Origin of the sequence: Streptomyces sp. NPDC058284, assembly GCF_042881135.1 — a bacterium.
Classification (GTDB): domain Bacteria; phylum Actinomycetota; class Actinomycetes; order Streptomycetales; family Streptomycetaceae; genus Streptomyces.
The window spans coordinates 152,073-175,076 of record NZ_JBHVYE010000003.1; the positions used below are offsets into that span (position 1 = coordinate 152,073).

Sequence of the window (23,004 nt, forward strand, 5' to 3'; positions counted from 1 at the left end):
CGGCCCAACGTCACTTGCGGGGAACGGTGTTGAGCGTCGGGTTCAAGGACAGGCTCTCAGTGCCCGGCGCCCGCGGTCGCCTTCGGCAGCTCCTGGACGACGCCGGGGTCGCCCGCGTCCGCCGTGTAGTCCTCCGGGGAGGTCTCGTCGATGCCGTCGGGGGCCTTCAGCGCCTTCAGGACGAAGGTGAGGACCACGGTCACGACCACATTCAGGATGAACGCGGTCAGGCCGATGTAGCCGATCTCGCCGATGCCGGGGATCTCGTCGGACGAGCCGCCGAAGTGCTTCTGGGTCGGCGAGGCGACGCCGTACGCCGCGAGCGTTCCGTACACCATGCCGACCGCCCAGCCGGCGAGCAGCGCCCAGCGGTGGAACCACCGGGTGAACAGGCCGCCGACCAGCGCGGGCATCGTCTGCAGGATCCAGATGCCGCCGAGCAGCTGGAAGTTGATCGCGACCGTTTTGTCCATCGTGAGGACGAAGACGAGCGCGCCCACCTTCACGAGCAGCGAGACCAGCTTGGAGACCCTGGTCTCCTGCTCGGGAGTCGCGTCCGGCTTGAGGAAGTCCTTGTAGATGTTCCTGGTGAAGAGGTTCGCGGCCGCGATCGACATGATCGCCGCAGGCACGAGCGCGCCGATGCCGATGGCGGCGAAGGCGACGCCGGTGAACCAGTCGGGGAACATGTTCTCGAACAGCTGCGGGATGGCCAGCTGGCCGTTCTCGACCTTGACCCCGGCCGCGATCGCCATGAACCCGAGCAGCGCCAGCAGGCCTAGCATCAGCGAGTAGAGCGGCAGGATCGTGGTGTTGCGGCGGATGACGTCGCGGCTCTTGGAGGAGAGCGTCGCGGTGATCGAGTGCGGGTACATGAACAGGGCGAGCGCGGAGCCGAGCGCGAGCGTGGCGTAGGTCCACTGACCGCCCCGGCCGGGCGCGAGGCCCGCGACGGGCTTGCCCGCCGCCTCGTTGGCCTTCGAGAACTTCTCGCCCGCCGCCTGGAAGATCTCGTCGAAGCCGCCCAGCTTGATCGGGATGTAGATGATCGCGACGGCGATGACGAGGTAGATCAGCCCGTCCTTCACGAACGCGATCAGCGCGGGCGCGCGCAGGCCGGACGAGTAGGTGTACGCGGCGAGCACCGCGAAGGCGATGAGCAGCGGCAGGTCCTTGATGAACCAGTTGGTGTCCGGGCCGCCGCCGACGCCCATGACGTCGAGCACGGCCTGGATGCCGACCAGTTGGAGCGCGATGTACGGCATCGTGGCGAGGATGCCGGTGACCGCGACGGCCAGCGAGAGCCCCTTGGAGCCGAAGCGTCCGCGCACGAAGTCCGAGGTGGTCACGTATCCGTGCTTGTGCGAGACGGACCAGAGCCGCGGCAGGAAGGTGAAGATCAGCGGATAGACGAGGATCGTGTACGGCACCGCGAAGAAGCCGGCCGCGCCCGCCGCGTAGATCGCCGCGGGGACGGCCACGAACGTGTACGCCGTGTAGAGGTCGCCGCCGAGCAGGAACCAGGTGACCCAGGTGCCGAACGAGCGACCGCCGAGGCCCCATTCGTCCAGGCTCTCGGTCTCGGCCTTGCGCCAGCGCGCGGCCAGGAAGCCCATCGCCGTGACGGCGACGAAGAAGAAGATGAAGACGGCGAGGGCGACGCCGTTCACGCCGCCGGTCCCCGATGCGAGTGTGGTCACAGTCCGGCACCCCTCTGGGCCGCTTCGGCCTTGCGGGCGCGCTGGTCACGCTGCCACAGCTTGTACGCGATCATCGTCAGCGCCGTGGAGATGAGCACCCACAGCATCTGGTACCAGTAGAAGAACGGAATGCCGATCAAGGTCGGGTCGACCTTGGCGTAGGAGCTCACCCAGAGCATCGCGACGAACGGCGCGACGAGGCAGACGGCGATGACCACGCGGACCGGTGTGACGACCGGTCTGTTCACTTCAGGCGCATCTGACATATCGCGGCTCCGTTCCCTCACTTATCCCATGCTTAACGTGCGGGAAATCTAAGCCACAGTCTTGCGCCATGGAACCCCTGTCCGGATAACGGACGAGGCGATGTCCCTGCTCAGCAGCAGCGGAACCCGTTGTGGGGATCCGACTCCTGGCGTTCTGTCCGCATACGCTCAAATGCGCGGCGGCTGGGGACGGTTGCTGCTGGATGGTCCTTGCGGATATGAGCCACGTACCGCTCGTACGCCGACTCGTCGGTCAGCTCATGGACGTACCAGCGCATCCAGCGCACGCCGCGCAGCAGCCAGGTCACGGCGCCGGCTCCCGCTTCTCCTCACGGGTCGCGAAGAGCCCGGCCGGGGCGCTCAACTCCGACTCCACGTAGGGCGCTTCGTGCAGCGGCGTGGCGTCGGGGCTGCGGACGTGGCGGACGCACACCCGCGCCGCGTCCAGGATCACGACGACGATGAGCAGCGCGAGTACCGCCGAAAGGACGCCGTCCACCGTGGAGTTGGTGACGACGGTGTGCATGTCGTCCATCGTCTTGGCGGGCGGCAGGATCTTGCCGTCGTCGATGGCGTCCCGGTAGTTCGCGCGCTGCTGGAAGAAGCCGACGCGCGGGTCGCTGGAGAACACCTTCTGCCAGCTCGCGGTGAGCGTCACCGTCGCGTCCCAGGCGAGCGGAATGCCGGTGATCCAGGCCCACTTGAGGCGGCCGGACTTCACGAGCAGCGTGGTGCAGACGGCGAGGGCGACGGCCGCGAGGAGCTGGTTGGCGATGCCGAAGATCGGGAAGAGCTGGTTGATCCCGCCGAGCGGCTCGTGCACGCCCACCCACAGGAAGTAGCCCCAGAGACCGGTGACGGCCGCGCTGGTGAGCAGCAGTCCGGGCTTCCAGCTCATGTTCTTGAAGGGCTTGTAGACGTTGCCGAGCATGTCCTGCAGCATGAAGCGGCCCACGCGCGTGCCCGCGTCGAGCGCGGTCAGGATGAACAGCGCCTCGAACATGATCGCGAAGTGGTACCAGAAGGCCCGCATCGAGCCGCCGGTGACTTTCGAGAAGATCTCCGAGACGCCGACCGCGAGGGTGGGCGCGCCGCCGGTGCGCGAGAGCAGCGAGGACTCCTCGACGTTCCCCGCGGCCTGCGCGAGGTCGGCCGGCGAGATGCTGTACCCGAAGCCCGCGACGGCCTTCGACGCCTCCTGGACGGTGTCGCCGATGACGCCCGCCGGCGCGTTCATCGCGAAGTACAGCCCCGGGTCGATGATGGAGGCCGCGACGAGCGCCATGATCGCGACGGACGACTCCATCAGCATGGAGCCGTAGCCGATCATCCGGGCCTGCGTCTCCTTCTGGATCATCTTCGGCGTCGTGCCCGAGGAGATCAGGGCGTGGAAGCCGGACAGCGCGCCGCAGGCGATGGTGATGAAGACGAACGGGAAGAGCGAGCCCGCGAAGACCGGCCCGTCACCGCGCGAGGCGAAGTCGGTGACCGGCTCCATCTTCAGCGTCGGCAGAGTGACGACGACACCGAGCGCCAGCAGCAGGATGGTGCCGATCTTCATGAAGGTGGAGAGGTAGTCGCGCGGCGCGAGCAGCATCCACACCGGCAGGATCGAGGCGACGAACCCGTACGCCACCAGCCAGATGACCAGCGTCGAGGGCGCCAGCGTGAAGGTGTCCGCGAGCGACGACTCCGCGACCCAGCGCCCGCCGACGAGTGCGAGCAGCAGCAGCGCGATGCCGATCAGGGAGACCTCGCTGACCCGTCCTGGGCGCAGTACCCGCAGGTAGAAGCCCATGAGCAGGGCGATCGGGATGGTCATCGCGATGGAGAAGGTGCCCCACGGCGACTCGGCGAGCGCGTTGACGACGACAAGCGCGAGCACCCCGAGCAGGATGATCATGATGGCGAAGGTGGCGAGCAGCGCGGCGGCCCCGCCGAACGGGCCGATCTCCTCGCGCGCCATCTGCCCGAGCGACTTGCCGTCGCGCCGCGTCGAGAAGAACAGCACGACCATGTCCTGCACGGCGCCCGCGAAGATCACGCCGACGATGATCCAGATGGTGCCTGGCAGGTACCCCATCTGGGCGGCCAGGACCGGCCCCACCAGCGGCCCGGCCCCCGCGATCGCCGCGAAGTGGTGGCCGAGCAGCACCCGGCGGTCGGTCGGATGGAAGTCGATGCCGTTGTCGAGCCGCTCGGCGGGCGTGGCCCGCTTCCCGTCGACCTTCAGGACGCGGTACGCGATGAACTTGGAGTAGAAGCGGTACGCGACGGCGCACGAGCCGAGGGCCGCCGCCACCATCCAGGCGGCTGACACCTCCTCGTCGCGGGCGAGCGCCAGGACGGTCCAGCCCGCGGCGCCGACCAGCGCGACGAGGGACCAGATGACGATGGATCGGGGATTCGCTCTGCGCACCGGGTCGTCCTCCCGCTCATGGCGATATCGGGGAAGACGGTAGAGCACGGGTTAACTCGCCCGCTATAGCGCGGAGTTGCCGAGCCGGGTGGGGGCGAGGAGGCGAACGGCGACTGCCGGGGCGCGGGGGGTACGGGGCGTGGCGCGCCGGCGTGGGGTGCGGGGCGTGGCGCGCCGGCGTGGGGTGCGGGGCGTGGCGCGCCGGTGTGGGGTCGAGTACGGGCTCTCAGTCCGTCGGCCGCTTCAGACGTGCCACGAACTTGTACCGGTCGCCGCGGTACACCGACCGCACCCACTCCACCGGCTGGCCGTCGCCGTCCAGGGAGTGGCGCGAGAGCAGCAGCATCGGCAGGCCGACGTCGGTGCCGAGCAGGCCGGCCTCGCGCGGGGTCGCGAGCGAGGTCTCGATGGTCTCCTCGGCCTCCGCGAGGTGCACGTCGTACACCTCGGCGAGTGCCGTGTAGAGCGAGGTGTACTTCACCAGGGAGCGGCGCAGGGCCGGGAAGCGCTTCGCCGAGAGGTGCGTGGTCTCGATGGCCATCGCCTCGCCGTTGGCGAGCCGGAGCCGCTCGATGCGCAGGACGCGCCCGCCCGCGCTGATGTCGAGCAGTCCGGCGAGGGTGTCGTCCGCGGTGATGTAGCCGATGTCCAGGAGCTGCGAGGTCGGTTCCAGGCCCTGGGCGCGCATGTCCTCGGTGTACGAGGTGAGTTGGAGGGCCTGCGACACCTTGGGCTTGGCGACGAAGGTGCCCTTGCCCTGGATGCGCTCAAGGCGGCCCTCGACGACCAGTTCCTGAAGGGCCTGGCGCACGGTCGTGCGGGAGGTGTCGAACTCGGCGGCGAGCGTGCGCTCCGGCGGGACGGGGGTGCCGGGCGGCAGCGTCTCGGTCATGTCGAGGAGGTGCCGCTTGAGGCGGTAGTACTTGGGTACGCGCGCGGTGCGGCCGACGCTGGGGGCCTCCGCGGGCACGCCGGCATCGGCCCCTGTGCTGCCCGCCTCGGTGCCCATGATTGACCTTCCCGGCTCCTGTGCTGCTGCCGTCACCGGCTCCTCCGTCTGTCGCGGCTCACATCGTGGCACGTACCGGGCCATGGGGCGCCCTCTGGTCGAGCGAAGTCGAGAGCTTGGGGGAAGTCTCTGCCTGCTCAGGTGTCGGTCCGATAACGGACGCGACAGCCCTTCTTATACACCCTTGACACCCCTAAAGGTCTAGGCCAAGCTCCCCCGTACTGGTCTACACCATTAAAGACCAGGTTCCAGTCCCACGGGCAGATCTCGGTCCATTCGGTCGCTGCGGGTGGGGGGTTGACTGGCATCCCTTGAGGAGGGTGACGTGAAGCGCAAGCTCATAGCGGCCATTGGTGTCGCGGGCATGTTGGTCTCGGTCGCGGCCTGCGGCAGTGACGACGACGACAAGAAGGCCGGGGGAGCCGACAGCTTCAAGGGCGAGACCCTGACGCTCTGGGCGATGGACGGTTCGACGCCCGACCAGTGGCAGAAGGACGTCACCGCCGCCTTCGAGAAGAAGACCGGCGCGAAGCTGAAGTTCGAAGTCCAGCAGTGGAACGGCATCCAGCAGAAGCTGACCACCGCCCTCTCCGAGGAGAACCCCCCGGACGTCTTCGAGATCGGCAACACCCAGACCGCCGCGTACGCCAAGACGGGCGGCCTCGCCGAGCTCGACGACCTCAAGAAGTCGATCGGCGCCGACTGGACCGACTCGATGAACAAGGCCTCGGTCATCGACGGCAAGCAGTACGCCGCCCCGTGGTTCGTCCTCAACCGCGTCGTGGTCTACAACAAGAAGATCTGGGCCGAAGCCGGCATCAAGAAGCTTCCCAAGACCCGCGCCGAGTTCCTCAAGGACCTCAAGCAGATCGGCTCCAAGACCGACGCCGAGCCGATCTACCTGCCCGGCCAGAACTGGTACCACTTCGTCGGCCTGACCATCGGTGAGGGCGCCGAGCTGGTCAAGAAGGACGGCGACAAGTACGTCTCCAACCTCAGTGACCCCAAGGTCACCAAGGCCATGAAGACGTACAAGGAGTTCGCGGACCTCTCCAAGGCGCCGAAGAACAAGGACGAGGCCACCCCGCAGCAGGCCGAGGTCTTCGCCAAGGGCAAGACCGGCGCCTTCATCGGCATGAGCTGGGAGGCCGCGACCGCGATCAAGGCCAACAAGAAGATCGAGAAGGACATCGGCTTCTTCACGATCCCCGGCGCCACCGCCGACAAGCCCGAGGGCGTCTTCCTCGGCGGCTCCAACCTCGCCGTCGCCGCGACGAGCAAGAAGCAGGAGCTCGCCAAGGAGTTCCTGAAGATCGCGCTGTCCGACAAGTTCGAGGGTCAGTTCGCCAAGGAAGGCGGCACGATCCCGAACAAGAAGGCGCTGGAGTCCAACCTCAAGGGCAACCCGGCCGCCGAGGCCGCGGCTCCCGCCACCTCCGGCGGCGGCACCACCCCGCTGATCCCGGAGTGGGGCGCGGTCGAGAACCCGCCGAACCCGATCAAGAACTACATGACCGCGGTGCTCAACGGTAAGGCGCCTGCCGACGCGGCCAAGCAGGTCGAGGGCGAGCTCAACAAGCGCCTGGCGCAGAAGCAGTAGGAACGCGTGCCCTGCCGGGGGCGGCGGGTGACACGACCCCGCTGCCCCCGGCGCATCCATGCGCTCTTCGCGCTCACTGCGCTCACTGCGTTCTCCGCGCTCACTGCGTTCTCCGCGCTGACCCCAGCGCTCCGCGTTGCTCACGAAAGAGATGGCGAGCATGACCGTGCAGAAGACCGAACGGCCGCCCTCCGGCCCGACGGAGGTGCAGACACTCGAAGGCGGGCCAAAGCCAAAAGGGCGGCGCAGTCCCTCGGAGCGTCGCGCCGGCCTGACGCCCTATCTGCTCCTTGCCCCCGCGATCATCGCCACCGTGCTGCTGCTCGGCTGGCCGCTGGTCAGCAACGGGATGTTGTCGTTCCAGAACCTCAACATGCGGCAGTTCATTCTGCACTTGACCGAGTGGAACGGATTCGACAACTACAAGGAGGTCCTCACCGGCGAGGACTTCTGGCGGGTCACCGGACGTTCGGTCGTCTTCACCGCCGTCAACGTCGTGCTGATCATGGTCCTCGGCACGCTGGTGGGCCTGCTGCTCGCGCGCCTCGGCCGGAGGATGCGCACGTTCCTCCTGGTCGGCCTCGTGCTCGCCTGGGCGATGCCCGTCGTCGCGGCGAGCACCGTCTACCAGTGGCTGTTCGCGCAGCGCTTCGGCGTCGTCAACTGGGTGCTCGCCAAGATCGGCTTCGAGTCGATGGCCGACCACGACTGGCTGGCCACGCAGTACTCGACCTTCTTCGTCGTCCTGCTGCTCATCGTCTGGATGTCCATCCCCTTCGTGGCGATCAACCTGTACGCCGCCACGACCACCATCCCCAAGGAGCTGTACGAGGCCGCGGCCCTGGACGGCGCCGGTGCCTGGAAGCGGTTCACCCAGGTGACGCTGCCGTATCTGCGGCCCTTCCTCTACGCCACGACGTTCCTGGAGATCATCTGGGTCTTCAAGGCGTTCGTGCAGGTCTTCACGATCAACGAAGGCGGACCCGACCGCCTCACCGAGATCCTGCCCGTCTACGCCTACATCGAGGGCATGGGCAACCAGCACTTCGGCATGGGCGCCGCGATCGCGCTGCTCACCATCATCATCCTGCTGGCCATCACCTCGTTCTACCTGCGGATCGTGCTCAAGCAAGAGGAGGACGAGCTGTGAAGCGCTCGCTGATGGGCCGCCTGTGGCCCAACCTGACCGCTGTCGTCATCTTCGTCTTCTGCGTCTTCCCCGTGTACTGGATGTTCGCGACGGCGTTCAAGCCGACCGGCGACATCATCGCCGAGGACCCGGTCTGGATCCCGACCGACGTCACCCTCGAACACTTCAAGAAGGCGATCGACGCCGACCACTTCTGGACCATGGTCGGCAACTCCCTCACCGTGACGATCCTCGCGGTCCTCTTCTCCCTCATCATCGGCGTGACCGCGGCGTTCGCCCTGGCCCGGATGCGCTTCAAGGGTCGGCGCGGCTTCATCATCGGCTTCATGCTGGCGCAGATGGCGCCGTGGGAAGTCATGGTCATCGCGATCTACATCATCGTGCGCGACGCGGACATGCTGAACAGCCTGATCCCGCTGACCCTCTTCTACACGGTGATGATCCTCCCCTTCACCCTCCTCACGCTGCGCGGCTTCGTCGCCGCCGTGCCCAAGGAGCTGGAGGAGTCCGCCATGGTCGACGGCTGCACCCGCATGCAGGCCTTCCGCCGCGTGATCCTGCCGCTGCTCGCCCCGGGCCTGATGTCGACCTCGCTCTTCGGCTTCATCACCGCCTGGAACGAGTTCCCGCTGGTCCTGGTGCTCAACAAGGAACCCGGGGCCAAGACCCTGCCGGTGTGGGTGTCCAGCTTCCAGACCGCTTTCGGCGACGACTGGGGCGCCACGATGGCCGCCTCCTCCCTCTTCGCCATCCCGATCCTCATCCTCTTCGTCTTCCTGCAGCGCAGGGCCGTCAGCGGCCTGACCGATGGCGCAGTGAAGGGATAACGCCTCATGACGACACTCACGACGCACGCCGGTGACACCCTCACCCGCGACGCCCTCGCCGTCCTCCAGCCCGGCTTCGACGGCACCACGGCCGCACCGGACTGGGTGCGCCGCCGGATCGACGAGGGCCTCGCCTCCGTCAGCCTCTTCGGCCGCAACGTACAGACCGCCGAGCAGGTGGCCGCCCTCACTGCGCAGCTGCGCGCCGAGCGCGACGACCTCCTGATCGCCATCGACGAGGAGAGCGGCGACGTCACCCGCCTCGAGGTCCGCACCGGCTCCTCCTACCCGGGCAACCACGCACTGGGCGCCGTCGACGACACGGAGCTGACCCGCGAGGTGGCCGCCGACCTCGGCCGCCGCCTCGCCGCCTGCGGCATCAACCTCAACTGGGCGCCGTCCGCCGACGTCAACGCCAACCCCGACAACCCCGTCATCGGCGTACGCTCCTTCGGCACCGACCCCCTCCTTGTCGCCCGGCACACCGCCGCGTACGTCGAGGGCATGCAGTCCTCCGGCGTCGCCACCTCCGCCAAGCACTTCCCGGGGCACGGCGACACGGCGATTGACTCGCACCACTCCGTGCCGGTCATCGACGTCGACCGGGACGTCCTGAACTCCCGCGACCTCGCGCCCTTCCGCGCGGCCATCGCCGCGGGCACCCGCGCCGTGATGAGCGCCCACGTCCTGGCCCCGGCCCTGGACCCGGAGAACCCCGGCACGCTCTCCCGCCGCATCCTCACCGGCCTGCTCCGCGAGGAGTTCGGCTACGAGGGCCTCATCGTCACCGACGGCATGGACATGCAGGCCATCGCCGGGACCTACGGCTTCGAGCGCGGCTGCGTCCTCGCCATCGCCGCCGGCGCCGACGCGATCTGCACGGGTGGCGGGCCCTCCGACGAGGGAACCGTGCTGCGGCTGCGGGACGCCTTCGTCGCGGCGGTGCGCTCGGGCGAACTGTCCGAGGAACGCCTCGCCGACGCGGCCGACCGTGTACGCGCCCTCGCGGGCTGGACCGCGGCGGCGGAGGTGTCGGGCGCGACCGGTCATGCGGGGGGCGCGCCCGACACCGGGATCGGCCTGGTCGCGGCCCGCCGCGCCCTGCGGGTCACCCGCGGCGACACCTACGCGGCCCCGGTCACCGAGGCCCCCTATGTCGCCACCTTCTCCCCGCTGCCGAACATCGCGGTCGGCGACGAGACCCCCTGGGGCGTGACCGCCGAACTGGAGCGCCGCTTCCCCGGCACCGCCTCGGGCACCTTCTCCGGCGACGGCTCCGGCGCCCGGGCGCTCGCCGCGGCGGGAGAGCACCGCATCGTGGCCGTCGTCCGCGACGCCCACCGCCACGCGTGGATGGCGGACGCCCTGACCACCCTGGTATCGGCCCGCCCGGACACGGTCGTGGTGGAAATGGGCGTCCCCCAGGCCGCCCCCACCGGCGCCATCCACATCGCCACACGCGGCGCCTCCCGCGTCTGCGGAGAAGCGGCGGCGGAGGCGATCACAGGCGAGTGAGCCTGGTCCTCACCCTGTCCTGGACCAAGACGGAGGGGCGCCCCTTGCCCGGGGCGCCCCTCCGTCCTGCGTACGTCCGCGATACCTCTTACAGCCCCTGCCAGCCGGGCTTGTTGGCGTACGTGTGCCGGAAGTAGTCCGCGAGCTTCAGCTTGGAGGCGGCGGCCTCGTCCACGACGACCGTGGCGTGCGGGTGCAACTGCAGCGCGGAGGCGGGCACGACCGAGGCGACAGGCCCCTCCACCGTCGCGGCCACCGCGTCCGCCTTGCCCTCACCCGTGGCGAGCAGCACCAGGTGCCGCGCCTCGAGGATCGTCCCGATCCCCTGGGTGATGACGTGGTGCGGCACCTGCTCGATGTCCCCGTCGAAGAAGCGTGCGTTGTCCACCCGCGTCTGCTCGGTCAGCGTCTTGATGCGCGTACGCGAGGCGAGCGACGAGCACGGCTCGTTGAACCCGATGTGCCCGTCCGTCCCGATCCCGAGCAGCTGCAGATCGACGCCCCCGGCCTCGGCGAGCGCCCGGTCGTACGCCACGCACGCCGCCTGCACGTCCTCGGCGCTGCCGTCCGGCCCCATGAAGGAGGCCTCGCTCAGCCCGAGGGGTTCGACGACCTCACGCAGCACCACGGAACGGTACGACTCGGGGTGCCCGGCAGGCAGCCCCACGTACTCGTCGAGCTGGCAGATGCGCGCCCGCGAGGCATCCACGGCACCAGCCGCGACCTTGGCGGCCAGCGCCTCGTAGATGGGCAGGGGAGTGGAGCCGGTGGCGACACCGAGCAGGGCGTCAGGCTTACGACGCACCAGGGCGGCCATGGCCTCCGCGATGAGCTCGCCGCCTGCCTTGGCGTCCGGGACGATGACAACTTCCACGCTGGGCCTGCCGATCTGGAGAGGGGCTGAGGGTCACTCACAAGAATTGGTGGTATAGACCAATCTAGCAGAGCTGTGCCGCCAGGGCAGTCGATTCCTCAGTCCATGCTCGGCCTTCCCCGGACCCTCCGCCCGCCGGACGGCCCCGCCCTCCAGGCGGCCGGGTGGCCGGTCGGCGCGCGGCGCCCGTCCCCCCGGCCCTGCTGTCCGGCCCGCCGCTACAGCCCCAGCGCCGACCCTCCCGTCGCGTCGATGTACTGCCCGGTGATCCACCGTGCGTCGTCCGAGGCCACGAAGGCGACGATGTCCGCCACGTCGGCCGGCAGTCCTATGCGGTCGAAGGCCGAGTACCCCGCCATTTCCGCCCGTCGTTCCGCGGGAAGGCCCTCCAGCATCTCTGTCTGGATGATTCCCGGGGCCACCGCGTTCACCGTGATTCCGCGCGGGCCCAGTTCCTGCGCGAGCGTATGGGTAAGGACGTTCACCGCGCCCTTCGTCATCGAGTACGCGATGGTGATCGGGAAGGCGATCCGGGTGACGCCGGAGGAGATGTTGATGATCCGGCCGCCGTCCCGCAGCCGGTCGAGGCCTTTCTGTACGACGAAGAACAGGGCCTTGGTGTTGACCGCGAACACCTTGTCGTACTCCGCGTCCTGTACCTCTCCCACATGGCCGTAGAGCCCGATGCCCGCGTTGTTCACCAGGATGTCCAGGCCGTCCGCGTGCCGGTCGAACTCGGCCCAGAGCGTCTCGGCGTCTCCCGGCACTCCCAGCTCCGCGCCGATCGCGAAGGCGGAGCCGCCCGCCTCCTCGATCGCGGTGACCGTCTCCTTCGCGGCCACCTCGTTGTTGCCGTAGTGCACGGCCACCCGCGCCCCGTCCCGTCCGAGCCGCTCGGCGATGCCGCGGCCGATCCCTCGGCTGCCGCCCGTGACCAGCGCCGTCTTCCCCGCAAGCCTGCCCGCAGATGCACCCATGCCGGACGCCCCCTCTTTCTCTAGTGGTCGCTACAAAAAGAACCGTACCCGACCCGCCGCCGATTTACTAGCGCCCGCTATACAATTCACTCCATGGCGACGAAACAGCGAGGCCGCCCGCGCTCCTTCGACCGCGAGACGGCGCTGGAGCAGGCGATCCGGGCCTTCTGGGAGCACGGGTACGAGGGGACGTCCGTCTCGGACCTGACGCGCGTCATGGGAATCGGGGCGCCCAGCCTCTACGCCGCCTTCGGCGACAAGCGCCGCCTCTTCGACGAGGTCGTCGTGCGGTACGGCCACACGCACGGCTCCTTCGGTGGCCGCGCCTTCGAGGAGGAACCGACGGCGCGCGGCGCCGTCTCCCGGATGCTGCACGAAGCGGCGGCCGAGTTCACCGACCCGACCCGCCCCCGGGGCTGCCTCGTCATCTCCGCGGCGACCAACTGCACCACCCCGGAGGTGGAGGAGATGCTCCGTGAGCGGCGCAATGCCAACGTGGCGGGCATCGAGTCCCGCGTCCGCGCTGCCGTCGCCGCGGGGGAGCTGCCCGGCGACACCGACCCCGGCGCCCTCGCCCGCTATACGGCGGCGGTCTTCCAGGGGATGTCGCAGCAGGCCAGGGACGGCGCCACCAGGGAGGACCTGGAAGCGGTGGCCGACCTCGCGATGCGGGCGTGGCCGCAGGTGTGACCGCGGACGCGAGCGCCGGAGATCGGGTGCAGCCCGTCAGGGGCGGAGTCGGGGGAACTGTCGGAGAATGTGACGGCGAAAGTCCTGGCGAAAGAGACGACAACAAACATCCGCCGACGCATAGACATGGGAGAATGGTCTAGTCCACAATGCGTGGGTAAAGCCTCCGCTCTTCCCGCACAGGAGAGCGGAACGAGGAGCCGGCGCTCTCTGCCCTGACCGCGTCGGACCCTCTCGATCGGCTGTTCAGTACCGCACATTCTGGCGGCCGATGCACCTGAAGGGCTGCGGTGCCGTGGGCGGGCTGAGGGTCCCGCCCCTGGCGCCGCGGCTCGTCGGGGCCGCCGGACGTGAAAGGTACGCTCGCACACGTGCCCTCCATGAACGACCTCGTACGCCAGCACACCGCCCTCGGTGACTCCGACCTCGAGTGGCTGCACCTGCTGGTCTCGGAGTGGCAGCTGCTCTCCGACCTCTCCTTCGCCGACCTGGTGCTCTGGGTCCCCACGCGCGACGGAACCCGCTACGTCTCCGTGGCGCAGATGCGGCCCAACACCGGCCCGACCTCCTACCAGGACGACATGGTCGGCCACCTCGTGCCGCGCGGTCGCCGCCCCCTCCTCGACGCCGCCCTGGACGAGGGCCGCATCGTGCGTGAGGGCGACCCGGAGTGGCGCGAGGAGGTCCCGGTGCGCGTCGAGTCCATTCCCGTACGCAGGGAAGGGCGCGTCCTGGGAGTCATCGCCCGCAACACCAACCTGCTGACCGTGCGCACGCCGTCGCGGCTGGAGCTCACCTACCTCCAGTCGGCGTCCGACCTCGCACAGATGATCGCCGCGGGATCGTTCCCCTTCCAGGGGCAGCAGGTCGACATGGACGCCTCCCCGCGCGTGGGTGATGGTCTGGTGCGCCTCGACGCCGAGGGTGTCGTGCAGTACGCGTCGCCGAACGCGCTCTCCGCGTACCACCGTCTCGGCCTCGCGTCCGATCTCGTAGGCCACCACCTGGGCACGGCGACGGCCGAACTCGCGCCGTCCCGCGGCCCGGTGGACGAGGCGCTGGCCAAACTCGCCAGTGGCTGGGCACCGCGGGAGTTCGAGATCGAGGGCGGTGACGGCGTGATCCAGCTGCGCGCGATCCCGCTCAAGCCCAAGGGGCCCCGTATCGGATCGCTCGTCCTCCTGCGTGACGTCACCGAACTGCGCCGCCGCGAGCGGGAGTTGATCACGAAGGACGCCACCATCCGGGAGATCCACCACCGGGTGAAGAACAACCTCCAGACAGTCGCCGCGCTGCTGCGGCTGCAGGCCCGTCGCATCGACTCCGCCACCGGCCGTGAGGCGCTCGAGGAGGCCGTGCGCCGCGTGGGCTCCATCGCCATCGTCCACGAGACGCTCTCCCAGAACCTGGACGAGCGCGTGGAGTTCGACGAGATCGCCGACCGGGTGCTCGCGATGGTCGCCGAGATCTCACCCGGCAAGGTCACGGGCCGGCGCACCGGCCGTTTCGGAATCCTCGACGCGGAGGTCGCGACGCCGCTGTCGATGGTGCTGACGGAGATTCTGCAGAACGCCCTGGAGCACGGTTTCCGGGAAGGGGACACCGGCACGGTCGAGGTGTCGGCGGTGCGCGGCGGCACCGCCAAGGACACACGGCTGCTGATCACCGTCCAGGACGACGGCGTCGGGCTGCCCGACGGCTTCGATCCGCACCGCTCGGGCAATCTCGGTCTGCAGATCGTCCGCACACTGGTCGAAGGTGAGCTGGGCGGCACTTTCGACATGGTTCCCGCTCCCGAGCGTGGCACACGGGTGATCCTCGACATTCCGGTTCGCGCCGACAAGTGACAGCGGATACGTAGCAGCGGCAAACAGTCGGCGACCGGCCGGGCGAGAGCCGGCCGCGGTACAGAAGAAAGCAGTGAGCCCCGGACCGATTGGTCCGGGGCTCACTGCTCACGTTGCGATGCGCATCGGGGGTACTGCGCGGCTGCGGCTCGGGGGCGGGAGTTGCGTACTCGCTGTACGCGCCGCCAAGCTCAGGCTCGTGGGGGGGCGTGAACGTCAGGCGCTGGCCTGGCGAGCACGGTTGCGAGCGGCGCGGCGCTTCATTGCACGACGCTCGTCCTCGCTGAGGCCACCCCAGACGCCGGAGTCCTGGCCGGACTCGAGCGCCCACTGCAGGCACTGCTCCATGACGGGGCAGCGGCGGCAGACGGCCTTGGCTTCCTCGATCTGCAGCAGCGCAGGACCGGTGTTGCCGATGGGGAAGAAGAGCTCGGGGTCTTCCTCGCGGCAAACGGCGTTGTGACGCCAGTCCATGGCTGCTACCTCTCCTTGGTATTACATGCAGATTGCTTGTGAATGTGAACGCTTTCACGAATCCCCCCGCACGGGAAGGGCCGACGCCCAGTTGCCTGGTGTGGACCTGTGGTGGAGGAGGGGTTCTGGCTCTCTGTGGGGCCGATGTTGCGGGCCGTCCCGATCGCCATGTAGAGATTCGCAAACCTCGGCGGCGGATACAACCCCTTCCGGAAAGTTTTTTTTGATTCCTCAGTGTCGGCTGGGTCACAGCCGTACTTCTATGGGGTGGACCCTGGCCTAAACGTTCGAGTGAAAGGACTTTAGGCCCTTCTACTCACACAATCACACGCAGTGCACGGCGTACGCCTGTGAACGTCACGCTCGTCCGCAGTCCCAAGTGGTCGCCGTCCATCTGGAGGGGCAGGGGCACCTTGGATTGCAAGGTGAAGTCCGTGAGGTCGTGGAGCGTAACCGCGTGCTTACCGTGCGGTCCGCGTTCGGGCGTCGACGTCAGGAGCTGGGTGCCGTAACGGGCCACCGCGGCCGTGGAGAGCTTCTTCAGGCCCAGCACGTCCAGACCTGTGTCGAAGGAGGCCTGCGGGGACGCGTACAGCGGACGATTGCCCAGGTAGGAGTAGGGGGAGGTGTTGCAGACTATCGACATCACCAGGTCGGTCACCGGGTCCTCGCCGGGCCGCTCGAGGGTGATCATTCCGTGCCTGCGGTGTGGCTCGTCGAGGAACTGGCGGAGCACCTGTCGCACATAGAGGGCATGCGTCGAACGCCGGCCGAGCTCGCGCTGCTGTTCGACCCTGCCGACCACGCCGCCGTCGAAGCCGAGTCCCGCACAGAACGTGAACCAGCGCGAGGGCACGGCCTCGTCCTCCGTGCCCGGCGTGCCGCCCGCGATACCGAGCCCCACCGTGCGCTCGCTGCCCTCGCGCAGGGCGTCCAGCAGGGCGCCGGTGGCCTCCACGGCGTCGTTCGGCAGCCCAAGGGCGCGCGCGAAGACGTTGGTGGAGCCGCCGGGGACGACGGCGAGGCGGGGGAGGCGGTCCGGATCGGGACCGTGGTGCAGCAGGCCGTTGACGACCTCGTTGACGGTGCCGTCGCCGCCGAGGGCGACGATGAGCTCGATGTCCTTGCTCTCCGCGGCCTGTCGGCCGAGGTCTCTGGCGTGCCCGCGGTACTCCGTGGTGACCGCGTCGAGCTTCATCTCGCTCGCCAGGGCGTGGACCAGCACATCACGCGTACGCGCACTGGTGGTGGTTGCCGCCGGGTTGACCACGAGAAGTGCACGCATGCGCAGCAGACTACCTAGCCGTCTTTACCCGGCCTAGACCGAGGTGCCGCGGCGCGGGCACCCGGAGCTACCCTGCTCGGGTGAGTACTGAGCGGAAATCCACCCCCGAAACCCCGGAGTCGCCCGAGCCCGGCCCGCGACCCGCACGGGTGACCGCCGCCGCGGCCCTGGTCGCGCTGGAGGGTCTCGCCCTTCTCGCCGGGGGCGTCTACATGCTCGCGATGGGCCTCGCGGGATCGCCCGACGATCCGCGGCAGGCCGAGACGGGGGGCATCACGCTCATCGTCCTCGCACTGCTTCCGCTGCTCGCCGCGCGCGGGCTGATGAAGCTGCGCCGCTGGAGCCGCGGGCCCGCGATCATCACGCAGATCATGGCGCTTCCGGTGGCCTGGCAGCTGCTGCAGGCCGACAGTGCGGCGATCCCGGCCGGCATCGCCCTCGCGCTCGCGGCCGTGGCCTCGCTCGTCCTCCTGATCAATCCCGCCACGACCGAGGCCCTCGGTATCCAGGGCCCCGGCAACGTCCAGGATCAGAAGTAACGTTCAGGATCAGAAGTAGCGGGTACGCGGCAGTGACCGTGGAAATCGGCTACGAGGAGTGACTCCGGTGAGTGATCACGCAAAGTCACGACGTGGTGATCACGCGCAGTGACTACTCCTCGACCAGCAGCTTCTCGCGCAGTTGCGCGAGCGTGCGCGCCAGCAGCCGGGAGACGTGCATCTGGGAGATGCCGACCTCCTGCGCGATCTGCGACTGGGTCATGTTGCCGAAGAAGCGCAGCAGCAGGATGCGTTTCTCGCGCGGGGGCAGGTCCTCCAGGAGGGGCTTGAGCGACTCGCGGTACTCGACGCCCTCGAGGGCCTCGTCCTCGGCGCCCAGGGTGTCCGCGACGGCCGGGGACTCGTCGTCCGTGTCGGGGACGTCCAAGGACAGCGTGGAGTAGGCGTTGGCCGACTCCAGGCCCTCCAGCACCTCCTCCTCGGAGATGGCCAGCTTCTCGGCCAGCTCGTGCACGGTGGGGGAGCGGCCGTGCAGCTGGGACAGCTCGGCCGTCGCCGTCGTCAACGACAGGCGCAGCTCCTGGAGGCGCCGCGGAACGCGGACCGCCCACCCCTTGTCGCGGAAGTGCCGCTTGATCTCGCCGACGACCGTCGGTGTCGCGTACGTGGAGAACTCCACGCCGCGCTCCGGGTCGAAGCGGTCCACGGACTTGATCAGGCCGATCGTGGCGACCTGGGTGAGGTCGTCGAGGGGCTCGCCGCGGTTGCGGAAGCGGCGGGCCAGGTGCTCGACGAGCGGCAGGTGCATGCGGACCAGCTTGTTGCGCAGCTCCGCGTACTCCGGACTGCCGTCCTGCAGGGAGCGCAACTCGATGAACATCGCGCGTGCGCCGCTGCGGTCCTGTGGATCGTGCCGGCTGTGCTCGTGCTCGCTCATGTTTCCCACCCGTCGCCCGCCGCCCCGGCCGGAGAGCTGCTTGAGCTCGTCCTTGGCGGTCGGCTCTGCCTGCTCCGACACATCGGCCACCTTCAGCGGAACCAACTGATCCGGTTCCTCCGGGTGCGGTTTGGCCTGCTGCTCGGGGATTCCGGTGGTCATGCGGCGCGCCCCCTCCCTGCCGCCGGCGGGTAGACCTTGTGTGCCGCGCTCTTCGTTCCGCACCGGCCCGTCCCCGTTCCTCACGCCGGCCCGGGTCCCGCGCCGCGCTTCTTGTAGAGGCTGATCGAGACGGTGTTGTCCTCGGCGACGGCGGAGTCGACCTGGCCCGCGAGGGCCGACAGCACAGTCCAGGCGAAGGTGTCCCGCTCCGGGGCCCGGCCGTCGGTCGTGGGTGCCGAGACCGTCACCTCCAACGAGTCGTCGACGAGGCGGAAGACGCAGCTGAGCACGGAGCCCGGCACGGCCTGCTGGAGCAGGATCGCGCAGGCCTCGTCGACCGCGATGCGGAGGTCCTCGATCTCGTCGAGAGTGAAGTCCAAGCGCGCCGCGAGGCCGGCCGTCGCCGTCCGCAGCACAGACAGGTAGGCACCCGCAGCCGGAAGACGGACTTCCACGAAGTCCTGATTCCCGGGCTCGCCTGCGATCTGGGACACCCTCACCTCCAAGGTGGTACAAGCACTTTCGGGGCTCCGGGGCCACCGTCCAACGGCGGTCCGGACTGCGTCACACGGGTAACGCACCACTTCTTTCTGCGGTGACGCTACCGCGCTCCCCAGTTCCGTGTCCCGGGGACCCCGCTCGATGCTGTCACTCATAGTAAGCCTATGAGTACGGACAGTGGCTAGGGGTCGCGCAGGCCCAATTGGAAAGAACGGGCGCCGGGTTGACGTACCCAGTCGTCAGACGATCGAACCGTCCACGAAACACCAGCGCCAGCTCTCGCCCGGCTCGAAGGTCCTCATCACAGGGTGTGAGGTTTCCTTGAAATGTGCCGTCGCGTGCTGGAAGGGCGAGGAGTCGCAGCAGCCGACATGACCGCACTCCAGACACAGCCGCAGCTGGACCGGATGGCTGCCGGCCGCCTGGCACTCGAGACACGTTCCGCTCAGCGGGGGCACCTCGGGGTGCGGCAGGGCGGCGACGTGCGGGCACTCGTTCATGATTGCCAGGTTACGACGGGAACCCGTAGGGCGGAGAGGTCTGCGCATGGATGTACTGCCCCTTGTGGCACTGATCGCGGCGAGCGCCATGGTGGCGGGGGCCGCGCGCAGGACCCCCGTGCCGGCGCCGCTGCTCCTGGTCGGGATGGGGCTCATCGCCTCGTACGTCCCCGGGGTGCCCGACTACCACCTCGACCCGCACATCGTGCTGCCGCTGATCCTGCCCCCGCTGCTGCACACGGCCGCCCTGGAGAGCTCCTATCTGGACCTGCGCGCCAACATCAGGCCCGTCGCCCTGCTCTCGGTCGGGTACGTCCTGTTCGCCACGCTCGCCGTCGGCTGGCTGGCGTATCTGCTCATCCCCGACCTGCCGCTGACCGCCGCGCTCGTCCTCGGCGCCGTGATCGCACCCCCTGACGCCGTCGCGGCCACCGCCATCGCGCGCCGGGTGGGCCTCCCCTCGCGGATCACCACGATCCTGCAGGGCGAATCCCTGGTGAACGACGCGACCGCGATCACGGCCTACAAGGTGGCCCTCGCCGCGGCGGTCGGCGAAGGCGCGAGCTGGTCGGGCGGTGTCCGGGAGTTCCTGCTCGCGGCCGTCGGCGGAGTCGGTGTCGGGCTGCTCCTCATGGTGCCGATCCACTGGCTGCGCACCCACTTGAGGGAGGCGATGCTGCAGAACACCCTGTCGCTGCTCATCCCCTTCGTCGCGTACGCCGCCGCGGAACAGGTCGGCGCCTCCGGAGTGCTCGCCGTGGTCGTCGTCGCCCTCTACCTGGGGCACCGCTCCTGGCAGGTCGACTTCGAGACGCGGCTGCAGGAGGCCGCGGTGTGGAAGGTCGTCGCGTTCATCCTGGAGTCGGCGGTCTTCGCGCTCATCGGGCTGCAACTGCCCGTCGTGCTCAAGGGGCTCGGCGAGTACAGCGTGGCGCAGGCGGCCTGGTACGCGGTCGGTGTCTTCGTCTTCGTCGTGGTGGCACGCTTCGTGTGGTCGTACCCGGCGACCTATCTGCCGCGCGGGCTGTCGGCCCGGATCAGGGAGCACGAGGACGACCTGGACTGGCGCAGACCGCTGATCGTCAGCTGGGCCGGGATGCGGGGCGTGGTCTCACTGGCCATCGCCTTCTCGATCCCGCTCGTCACGGACGACGGGGAGCCGTTCCCGGCGCGCAACCTTGTCCTGTTTCTGACGTTCACCACGGTGATCGGCACGCTCGTCGTGCAAGGCCTGTCGCTGCCGTGGCTGATCCGTGTCCTGAAACTGCCGGGCCGTGACGCGCAGGCCCAGACGCTCGCGGAGGCGCAGGCGCAGAACGCCGCCTCAGAGGCCGCGGAGGCACGGGTGGAGGAACTCATGCGGGAGGAGCGCAATCGGCTGCCACAGCCCCTCCAGGACCGCCTGCGCACCGTTCTCGAACGCCGCCGCAACTCCGTGTGGGAGCGGCTCGGCCAAGCCAACCCGGTGACGGGGGAGTCCGCGGACGACACCTACCGCCGGCTGGCGCGCGAGGCGATCGCCGCGGAGCGCGAGGTGTTCGTGAGGATGCGGGACGAGCGGCGCATCGACGACGAGATGATGCGGACGCTGCTGCGCAAGCTGGACCTGGAGGAGGCTGCCGCCCACCGGGAGGTCGAGGACTGAGGCGGCCTCCGGCGGGCGCCGCCGCGGAGCCTTCGGAGCCTGTGTCATATCCCCGGTCGGATCAGTGGGCGTCGTCTGGTGCGTGCGATCGCAAGGCGCCGGGAAGTCCTGGGTGGGGTCCCCCGGGGATATGACACAGGCTCTCAGGGGGTACCGGTGATGACCGCCGTGAGACGAGTGCCGGGCGGGAAGGCGCCCTCTTCGGAGAGTGCGGTCAGGGCGTACAGGAGCTTGGCGACGTAGAGCCGCTCCACGGAGAGGCCGGTCGTGTGGCCGTGGCGGGCCTCGAAGTCCTCGGCGAAGGCGATGAGTTCGGGCGGGGTGCGGGCGTAGCCGCCGCAGTGGAAGCGTTCGTCCAGGCGCCAGTTGGCGGTCGGCTCGCCGAAGGTCCGCCGCTGCAGGGCCGCTATGTCGGCATCCAGGAAACCGCCCTTGAGGACGGGTATGCCCAGGGCCTGCCGGTCCGGGCCGAGCCCGGCGGCCAGGCCCGCGAGGGTGCCGCCGGTGCCGCATGCCACGGCCGCCACGTCGGTGTGCTCGCGCAGCTCCTCACCGAGCGCCGTGCAGCCCCGTACGGCAAGGGAGTTGCTGCCGCCCTCGGGGATCACATACGCGTCCTGGGCGTGTGTCGCGCGCAGGAGTGCCGCCAGGGTGTCCGGCTCGGTCTTCTGCCGGTACGTCGTCCGGTCGACGAAGTGCAGGCGCATGCCGTCGGCCGCGCAGCGCGTCAGGGACGGATTCAGGGGGCGCCCGGCGAGCTCGTCGCCGCGTACGACGCCGATCGTCGAGAAGCCCAGGAGGCGGCCCGCGGCGGCGGTGGCGCGCAGGTGGTTGGAGTAGGCGCCACCGAAGGTGAGGAGGGTGTCGTGCCCCGCGTCGGCCGCCGCGCGCAGGTTCAGGACGAGTTTGCGGAACTTGTTGCCCGGCAGGTCCGGGTGGATCAGGTCATCGCGCTTGAGCAGCAGGCGGACGCCGCGCCGGGCGAAGCGCTCGTCCTCCACGCGCTGCAGCGGGGACGGCAGTCGGGGGCGCAGGCCGGCGGGCGGGTCGGGACACACCCCGTCATTGTCTCCCGTGGCGTGCCGTACGGCAGGGGAGCCCTGTGCCGGGGCTCCCCGGGCGTCCCTCGGAACTACTTGAGGCGTTCTTCGATGCGCTTGCGCATCCAGTCCATCGTGAAGCCGCGCGGGTCGATCTTGCCCGGCTGCCACTCCAGGTGGCCGATCACCGAGCGTTCCGTCCAGCCGTGGTGGCGGCAGACGGCGGCCGAGACCTTCTCGATCGCCTCCAGCTGCTCGTCGGGCCAGGGGTCCTCGCCGTCGCCGAGATTTTCGCACTCGAAGCCGTAGAAGTGGCGGTTGCCGTCGGTGTTCGCCTCGTTGTCCGGAGGCAGCCGCTTCTCGGCGATGACGGCGCGGAGCACGTCGTCGTCGCCGAGGCCCGCGTGATTGGCGCGGCCGTAGCCGACGAGGTGGACGCGGCCGTCCTTGGTGATGACGCCGTGGCAGAGCGGCCCGGGGAGCGCGGGGGAGCCTTCACGGCAGATCTCCACGGTGCGCTCGCTGCCCGAGGTCACGGTGTGGTGGATCACCACGCCGTGCACGGGGCCCCAGGGGCCCTTGTGGTTGCGGTTGTGGTGCTCCCAGTCGCCGACTTCGACGACGGTCACGCCTTCGTCTCGCAAGATGTCCAGAAACCTGCCCGCGGACATGGGTGGGGACATGGCGGCCTTCTTCGCAGGGCGCGACGGCCGCCTGTCGCGGGCCGCCTCGTACGCCCTGCTTGTACCGGAACTCCGGCGGTGTCACCAGCTGTTCGGTAGCGGCCCGGGGCCTGTTCGGGCGCTGTGCGAGCCGATCCGGTCAGTTGCCCCGCAGGAACCCGTCGCCGTTCGTCGCGATGTGGGCCTCCAGGGCGGTCAGCGCCTGCTGGGTGTCCTGGGGCGAGCCGGTGCCCCGACGCTCCGCGTAGTACGCGGCGCCGAGCTTCTTCAGGAGGGCGTCGCCCGCGCGCTTCTCCTGCACCTCGTCGATCTTCTGCTTGCCCTGGGTGAGGCCCCGCTGGGCCTGCTCTTTGGCGCGATCCAGGAAGCCTGCCATTGCCTTCTCCTGCCGGTTGGTACGAAG

General features: G+C 69.2%; 23 protein-coding genes. 8 read left to right on the forward strand and 15 right to left on the reverse strand.

Annotation, left to right across the window (positions count from 1 at the left end; translation table 11 throughout):
• Positions 1-56: 56 nt before the first annotated feature.
• The 5 genes from mctP to ACFVYR_RS06685 all read right to left on the reverse strand — a co-directional run bounded on the left by mctP (position 57) and on the right by ACFVYR_RS06685 (position 5,394).
• The gene (mctP, locus tag ACFVYR_RS06665) at positions 57-1,670 is read right to left on the reverse strand and encodes a monocarboxylate uptake permease MctP (protein ID WP_384249565.1); all 1,614 of its coding nucleotides are present in this window, start codon (positions 1,668-1,670) and stop codon (positions 57-59) included.
• Between the two features lie 26 nt (positions 1,671-1,696).
• Positions 1,697-1,966, reverse strand: a complete 270-nt coding sequence (locus ACFVYR_RS06670) for a DUF3311 domain-containing protein (protein ID WP_384249210.1) — start codon at positions 1,964-1,966, stop codon at positions 1,697-1,699.
• Between the two features lie 110 nt (positions 1,967-2,076).
• The gene (locus tag ACFVYR_RS06675; RefSeq protein WP_384249208.1) at positions 2,077-2,274 is read right to left on the reverse strand and encodes a CstA-like transporter-associated (seleno)protein; all 198 of its coding nucleotides are present in this window, start codon (positions 2,272-2,274) and stop codon (positions 2,077-2,079) included.
• Positions 2,271-4,385 carry a carbon starvation CstA family protein gene (locus tag ACFVYR_RS06680; protein WP_384249204.1) on the reverse strand — a complete coding sequence of 705 codons (2,115 nt, stop codon included), beginning with the start codon at positions 4,383-4,385 and terminating at the stop codon, positions 2,271-2,273. The genes ACFVYR_RS06675 and ACFVYR_RS06680 overlap by 4 nt, the downstream gene beginning before the upstream one ends.
• Before the next feature lie 226 nt (positions 4,386-4,611).
• Positions 4,612-5,394, reverse strand: a complete 783-nt coding sequence (locus ACFVYR_RS06685) for a GntR family transcriptional regulator (RefSeq protein ID WP_384249202.1) — start codon at positions 5,392-5,394, stop codon at positions 4,612-4,614.
• Between the two features lie 325 nt (positions 5,395-5,719).
• Between ACFVYR_RS06685 and ACFVYR_RS06690 the strand changes: the two genes are divergently transcribed.
• From ACFVYR_RS06690 to ACFVYR_RS06705, 4 genes are all read left to right on the forward strand, one after another.
• A complete protein-coding gene (locus ACFVYR_RS06690) occupies positions 5,720-6,994 on the forward strand; it encodes an extracellular solute-binding protein (protein WP_384249199.1) in 1,275 nt (424 codons plus the stop codon).
• Positions 6,995-7,154: 160 nt separating this feature from the next.
• Positions 7,155-8,144 (forward strand): carbohydrate ABC transporter permease, encoded by a 990-nt coding sequence (locus ACFVYR_RS06695; protein WP_384249197.1) that lies wholly within the window; start codon positions 7,155-7,157, stop codon positions 8,142-8,144.
• Entirely contained in the window at positions 8,141-8,971 is an 831-nt protein-coding gene (locus ACFVYR_RS06700; protein ID WP_384249194.1) for a carbohydrate ABC transporter permease, read from the forward strand. The genes ACFVYR_RS06695 and ACFVYR_RS06700 overlap by 4 nt, the downstream gene beginning before the upstream one ends.
• A gap of 6 nt (positions 8,972-8,977) precedes the next feature.
• A complete protein-coding gene (locus ACFVYR_RS06705) occupies positions 8,978-10,486 on the forward strand; it encodes a glycoside hydrolase family 3 protein (protein ID WP_384249191.1) in 1,509 nt (502 codons plus the stop codon).
• Between the two features lie 88 nt (positions 10,487-10,574).
• Here ACFVYR_RS06705 and nagB read toward each other — a convergent pair whose 3' ends face one another.
• Positions 10,575-11,360 (reverse strand): glucosamine-6-phosphate deaminase, encoded by a 786-nt coding sequence (nagB, locus tag ACFVYR_RS06710; RefSeq protein WP_384249189.1) that lies wholly within the window; start codon positions 11,358-11,360, stop codon positions 10,575-10,577.
• A 218-nt stretch (positions 11,361-11,578) separates the two neighbouring features.
• The gene (locus ACFVYR_RS06715; protein WP_384249187.1) at positions 11,579-12,337 is read right to left on the reverse strand and encodes an SDR family oxidoreductase; all 759 of its coding nucleotides are present in this window, start codon (positions 12,335-12,337) and stop codon (positions 11,579-11,581) included.
• Positions 12,338-12,430: 93 nt separating this feature from the next.
• On the opposite strand from ACFVYR_RS06715, the gene ACFVYR_RS06720 reads away from it, so the two are divergent.
• The gene (locus tag ACFVYR_RS06720; RefSeq protein WP_384249185.1) at positions 12,431-13,027 is read left to right on the forward strand and encodes a TetR/AcrR family transcriptional regulator; all 597 of its coding nucleotides are present in this window, start codon (positions 12,431-12,433) and stop codon (positions 13,025-13,027) included.
• Positions 13,028-13,407: 380 nt separating this feature from the next.
• Positions 13,408-14,874, forward strand: a complete 1,467-nt coding sequence (locus ACFVYR_RS06725; RefSeq protein WP_384249561.1) for a sensor histidine kinase — start codon at positions 13,408-13,410, stop codon at positions 14,872-14,874.
• Between the two features lie 216 nt (positions 14,875-15,090).
• On the opposite strand, the gene ACFVYR_RS06730 is transcribed toward ACFVYR_RS06725, so the two are convergent.
• Both ACFVYR_RS06730 and ACFVYR_RS06735 read right to left on the reverse strand, forming a co-directional pair.
• Positions 15,091-15,348 carry a WhiB family transcriptional regulator gene (locus ACFVYR_RS06730; RefSeq protein WP_016639615.1) on the reverse strand — a complete coding sequence of 86 codons (258 nt, stop codon included), beginning with the start codon at positions 15,346-15,348 and terminating at the stop codon, positions 15,091-15,093.
• Positions 15,349-15,664: 316 nt separating this feature from the next.
• The gene (locus ACFVYR_RS06735) at positions 15,665-16,633 is read right to left on the reverse strand and encodes a diacylglycerol/lipid kinase family protein (protein ID WP_384249182.1); all 969 of its coding nucleotides are present in this window, start codon (positions 16,631-16,633) and stop codon (positions 15,665-15,667) included.
• 80 nt (positions 16,634-16,713) lie between these two features.
• Here ACFVYR_RS06735 and ACFVYR_RS06740 point away from each other — a divergent pair, with 80 nt between their 5' ends.
• Positions 16,714-17,172: a hypothetical protein gene (locus ACFVYR_RS06740; protein WP_384249179.1), complete on the forward strand. Its 459-nt coding sequence runs from the start codon at positions 16,714-16,716 to the stop codon at positions 17,170-17,172.
• A gap of 112 nt (positions 17,173-17,284) precedes the next feature.
• Here the strand turns inward: ACFVYR_RS06740 and ACFVYR_RS06745 are convergent, their stop codons facing one another.
• The 3 genes from ACFVYR_RS06745 to ACFVYR_RS06755 all read right to left on the reverse strand — a co-directional run bounded on the left by ACFVYR_RS06745 (position 17,285) and on the right by ACFVYR_RS06755 (position 19,233).
• Complete coding sequence (locus tag ACFVYR_RS06745; RefSeq protein WP_384249177.1) at positions 17,285-18,316, reverse strand: RNA polymerase sigma factor SigF; 1,032 nt, start codon at positions 18,314-18,316, stop codon at positions 17,285-17,287.
• A complete protein-coding gene (locus ACFVYR_RS06750; RefSeq protein WP_062782207.1) occupies positions 18,313-18,726 on the reverse strand; it encodes a hypothetical protein in 414 nt (137 codons plus the stop codon). Before ACFVYR_RS06750 ends, ACFVYR_RS06745 begins: the two co-directional genes overlap by 4 nt.
• A 246-nt stretch (positions 18,727-18,972) precedes the next feature.
• Positions 18,973-19,233 (reverse strand): UBP-type zinc finger domain-containing protein, encoded by a 261-nt coding sequence (locus ACFVYR_RS06755; protein ID WP_384249175.1) that lies wholly within the window; start codon positions 19,231-19,233, stop codon positions 18,973-18,975.
• Between the two features lie 46 nt (positions 19,234-19,279).
• Here ACFVYR_RS06755 and ACFVYR_RS06760 point away from each other — a divergent pair, with 46 nt between their 5' ends.
• Positions 19,280-20,878 carry a Na+/H+ antiporter gene (locus ACFVYR_RS06760; protein WP_384249172.1) on the forward strand — a complete coding sequence of 533 codons (1,599 nt, stop codon included), beginning with the start codon at positions 19,280-19,282 and terminating at the stop codon, positions 20,876-20,878.
• A 143-nt stretch (positions 20,879-21,021) separates the two neighbouring features.
• Here the strand turns inward: ACFVYR_RS06760 and ACFVYR_RS06765 are convergent, their stop codons facing one another.
• The 3 genes from ACFVYR_RS06765 to ACFVYR_RS06775 all read right to left on the reverse strand — a co-directional run bounded on the left by ACFVYR_RS06765 (position 21,022) and on the right by ACFVYR_RS06775 (position 22,977).
• Positions 21,022-21,936, reverse strand: coding sequence for a 1-aminocyclopropane-1-carboxylate deaminase/D-cysteine desulfhydrase (locus ACFVYR_RS06765; RefSeq protein ID WP_384249169.1), 915 nt, complete (start codon positions 21,934-21,936; stop codon positions 21,022-21,024).
• A gap of 74 nt (positions 21,937-22,010) precedes the next feature.
• The gene (locus ACFVYR_RS06770) at positions 22,011-22,601 is read right to left on the reverse strand and encodes an N-acetylmuramoyl-L-alanine amidase (RefSeq protein ID WP_384249167.1); all 591 of its coding nucleotides are present in this window, start codon (positions 22,599-22,601) and stop codon (positions 22,011-22,013) included.
• Positions 22,602-22,740: 139 nt separating this feature from the next.
• Positions 22,741-22,977 carry a hypothetical protein gene (locus ACFVYR_RS06775; protein ID WP_384249164.1) on the reverse strand — a complete coding sequence of 79 codons (237 nt, stop codon included), beginning with the start codon at positions 22,975-22,977 and terminating at the stop codon, positions 22,741-22,743.
• Positions 22,978-23,004 lie beyond the last annotated feature (27 nt).

Bases quoted from the DNA above. Each gene is read 5' to 3' on its own strand.
- ACFVYR_RS06670 (WP_384249210.1), bottom strand. From the start codon at position 1,966: ATGTCAGATGCGCCTGAAGTGAACAGACCGGTCGTCACACCGGTCCGC.
- ACFVYR_RS06730 (WP_016639615.1), bottom strand. From the start codon at position 15,348: ATGGACTGGCGTCACAACGCCGTTTGCCGCGAGGAAGACCCCGAGCTC.
- ACFVYR_RS06755 (WP_384249175.1), bottom strand. From the start codon at position 19,233: ATGAACGAGTGCCCGCACGTCGCCGCCCTGCCGCACCCCGAGGTGCCC.
- ACFVYR_RS06695 (WP_384249197.1), top strand. From the start codon at position 7,155: ATGACCGTGCAGAAGACCGAACGGCCGCCCTCCGGCCCGACGGAGGTG.
- ACFVYR_RS06705 (WP_384249191.1), top strand. From the start codon at position 8,978: ATGACGACACTCACGACGCACGCCGGTGACACCCTCACCCGCGACGCC.
- ACFVYR_RS06715 (WP_384249187.1), bottom strand. From the start codon at position 12,337: ATGGGTGCATCTGCGGGCAGGCTTGCGGGGAAGACGGCGCTGGTCACG.
- ACFVYR_RS06770 (WP_384249167.1), bottom strand. From the start codon at position 22,601: ATGTCCCCACCCATGTCCGCGGGCAGGTTTCTGGACATCTTGCGAGAC.
- ACFVYR_RS06760 (WP_384249172.1), top strand. From the start codon at position 19,280: ATGGATGTACTGCCCCTTGTGGCACTGATCGCGGCGAGCGCCATGGTG.
- ACFVYR_RS06720 (WP_384249185.1), top strand. From the start codon at position 12,431: ATGGCGACGAAACAGCGAGGCCGCCCGCGCTCCTTCGACCGCGAGACG.
- ACFVYR_RS06725 (WP_384249561.1), top strand. From the start codon at position 13,408: ATGAACGACCTCGTACGCCAGCACACCGCCCTCGGTGACTCCGACCTC.
- ACFVYR_RS06775 (WP_384249164.1), bottom strand. From the start codon at position 22,977: ATGGCAGGCTTCCTGGATCGCGCCAAAGAGCAGGCCCAGCGGGGCCTC.
- ACFVYR_RS06735 (WP_384249182.1), bottom strand. From the start codon at position 16,633: ATGCGTGCACTTCTCGTGGTCAACCCGGCGGCAACCACCACCAGTGCG.
- ACFVYR_RS06685 (WP_384249202.1), bottom strand. From the start codon at position 5,394: ATGGGCACCGAGGCGGGCAGCACAGGGGCCGATGCCGGCGTGCCCGCG.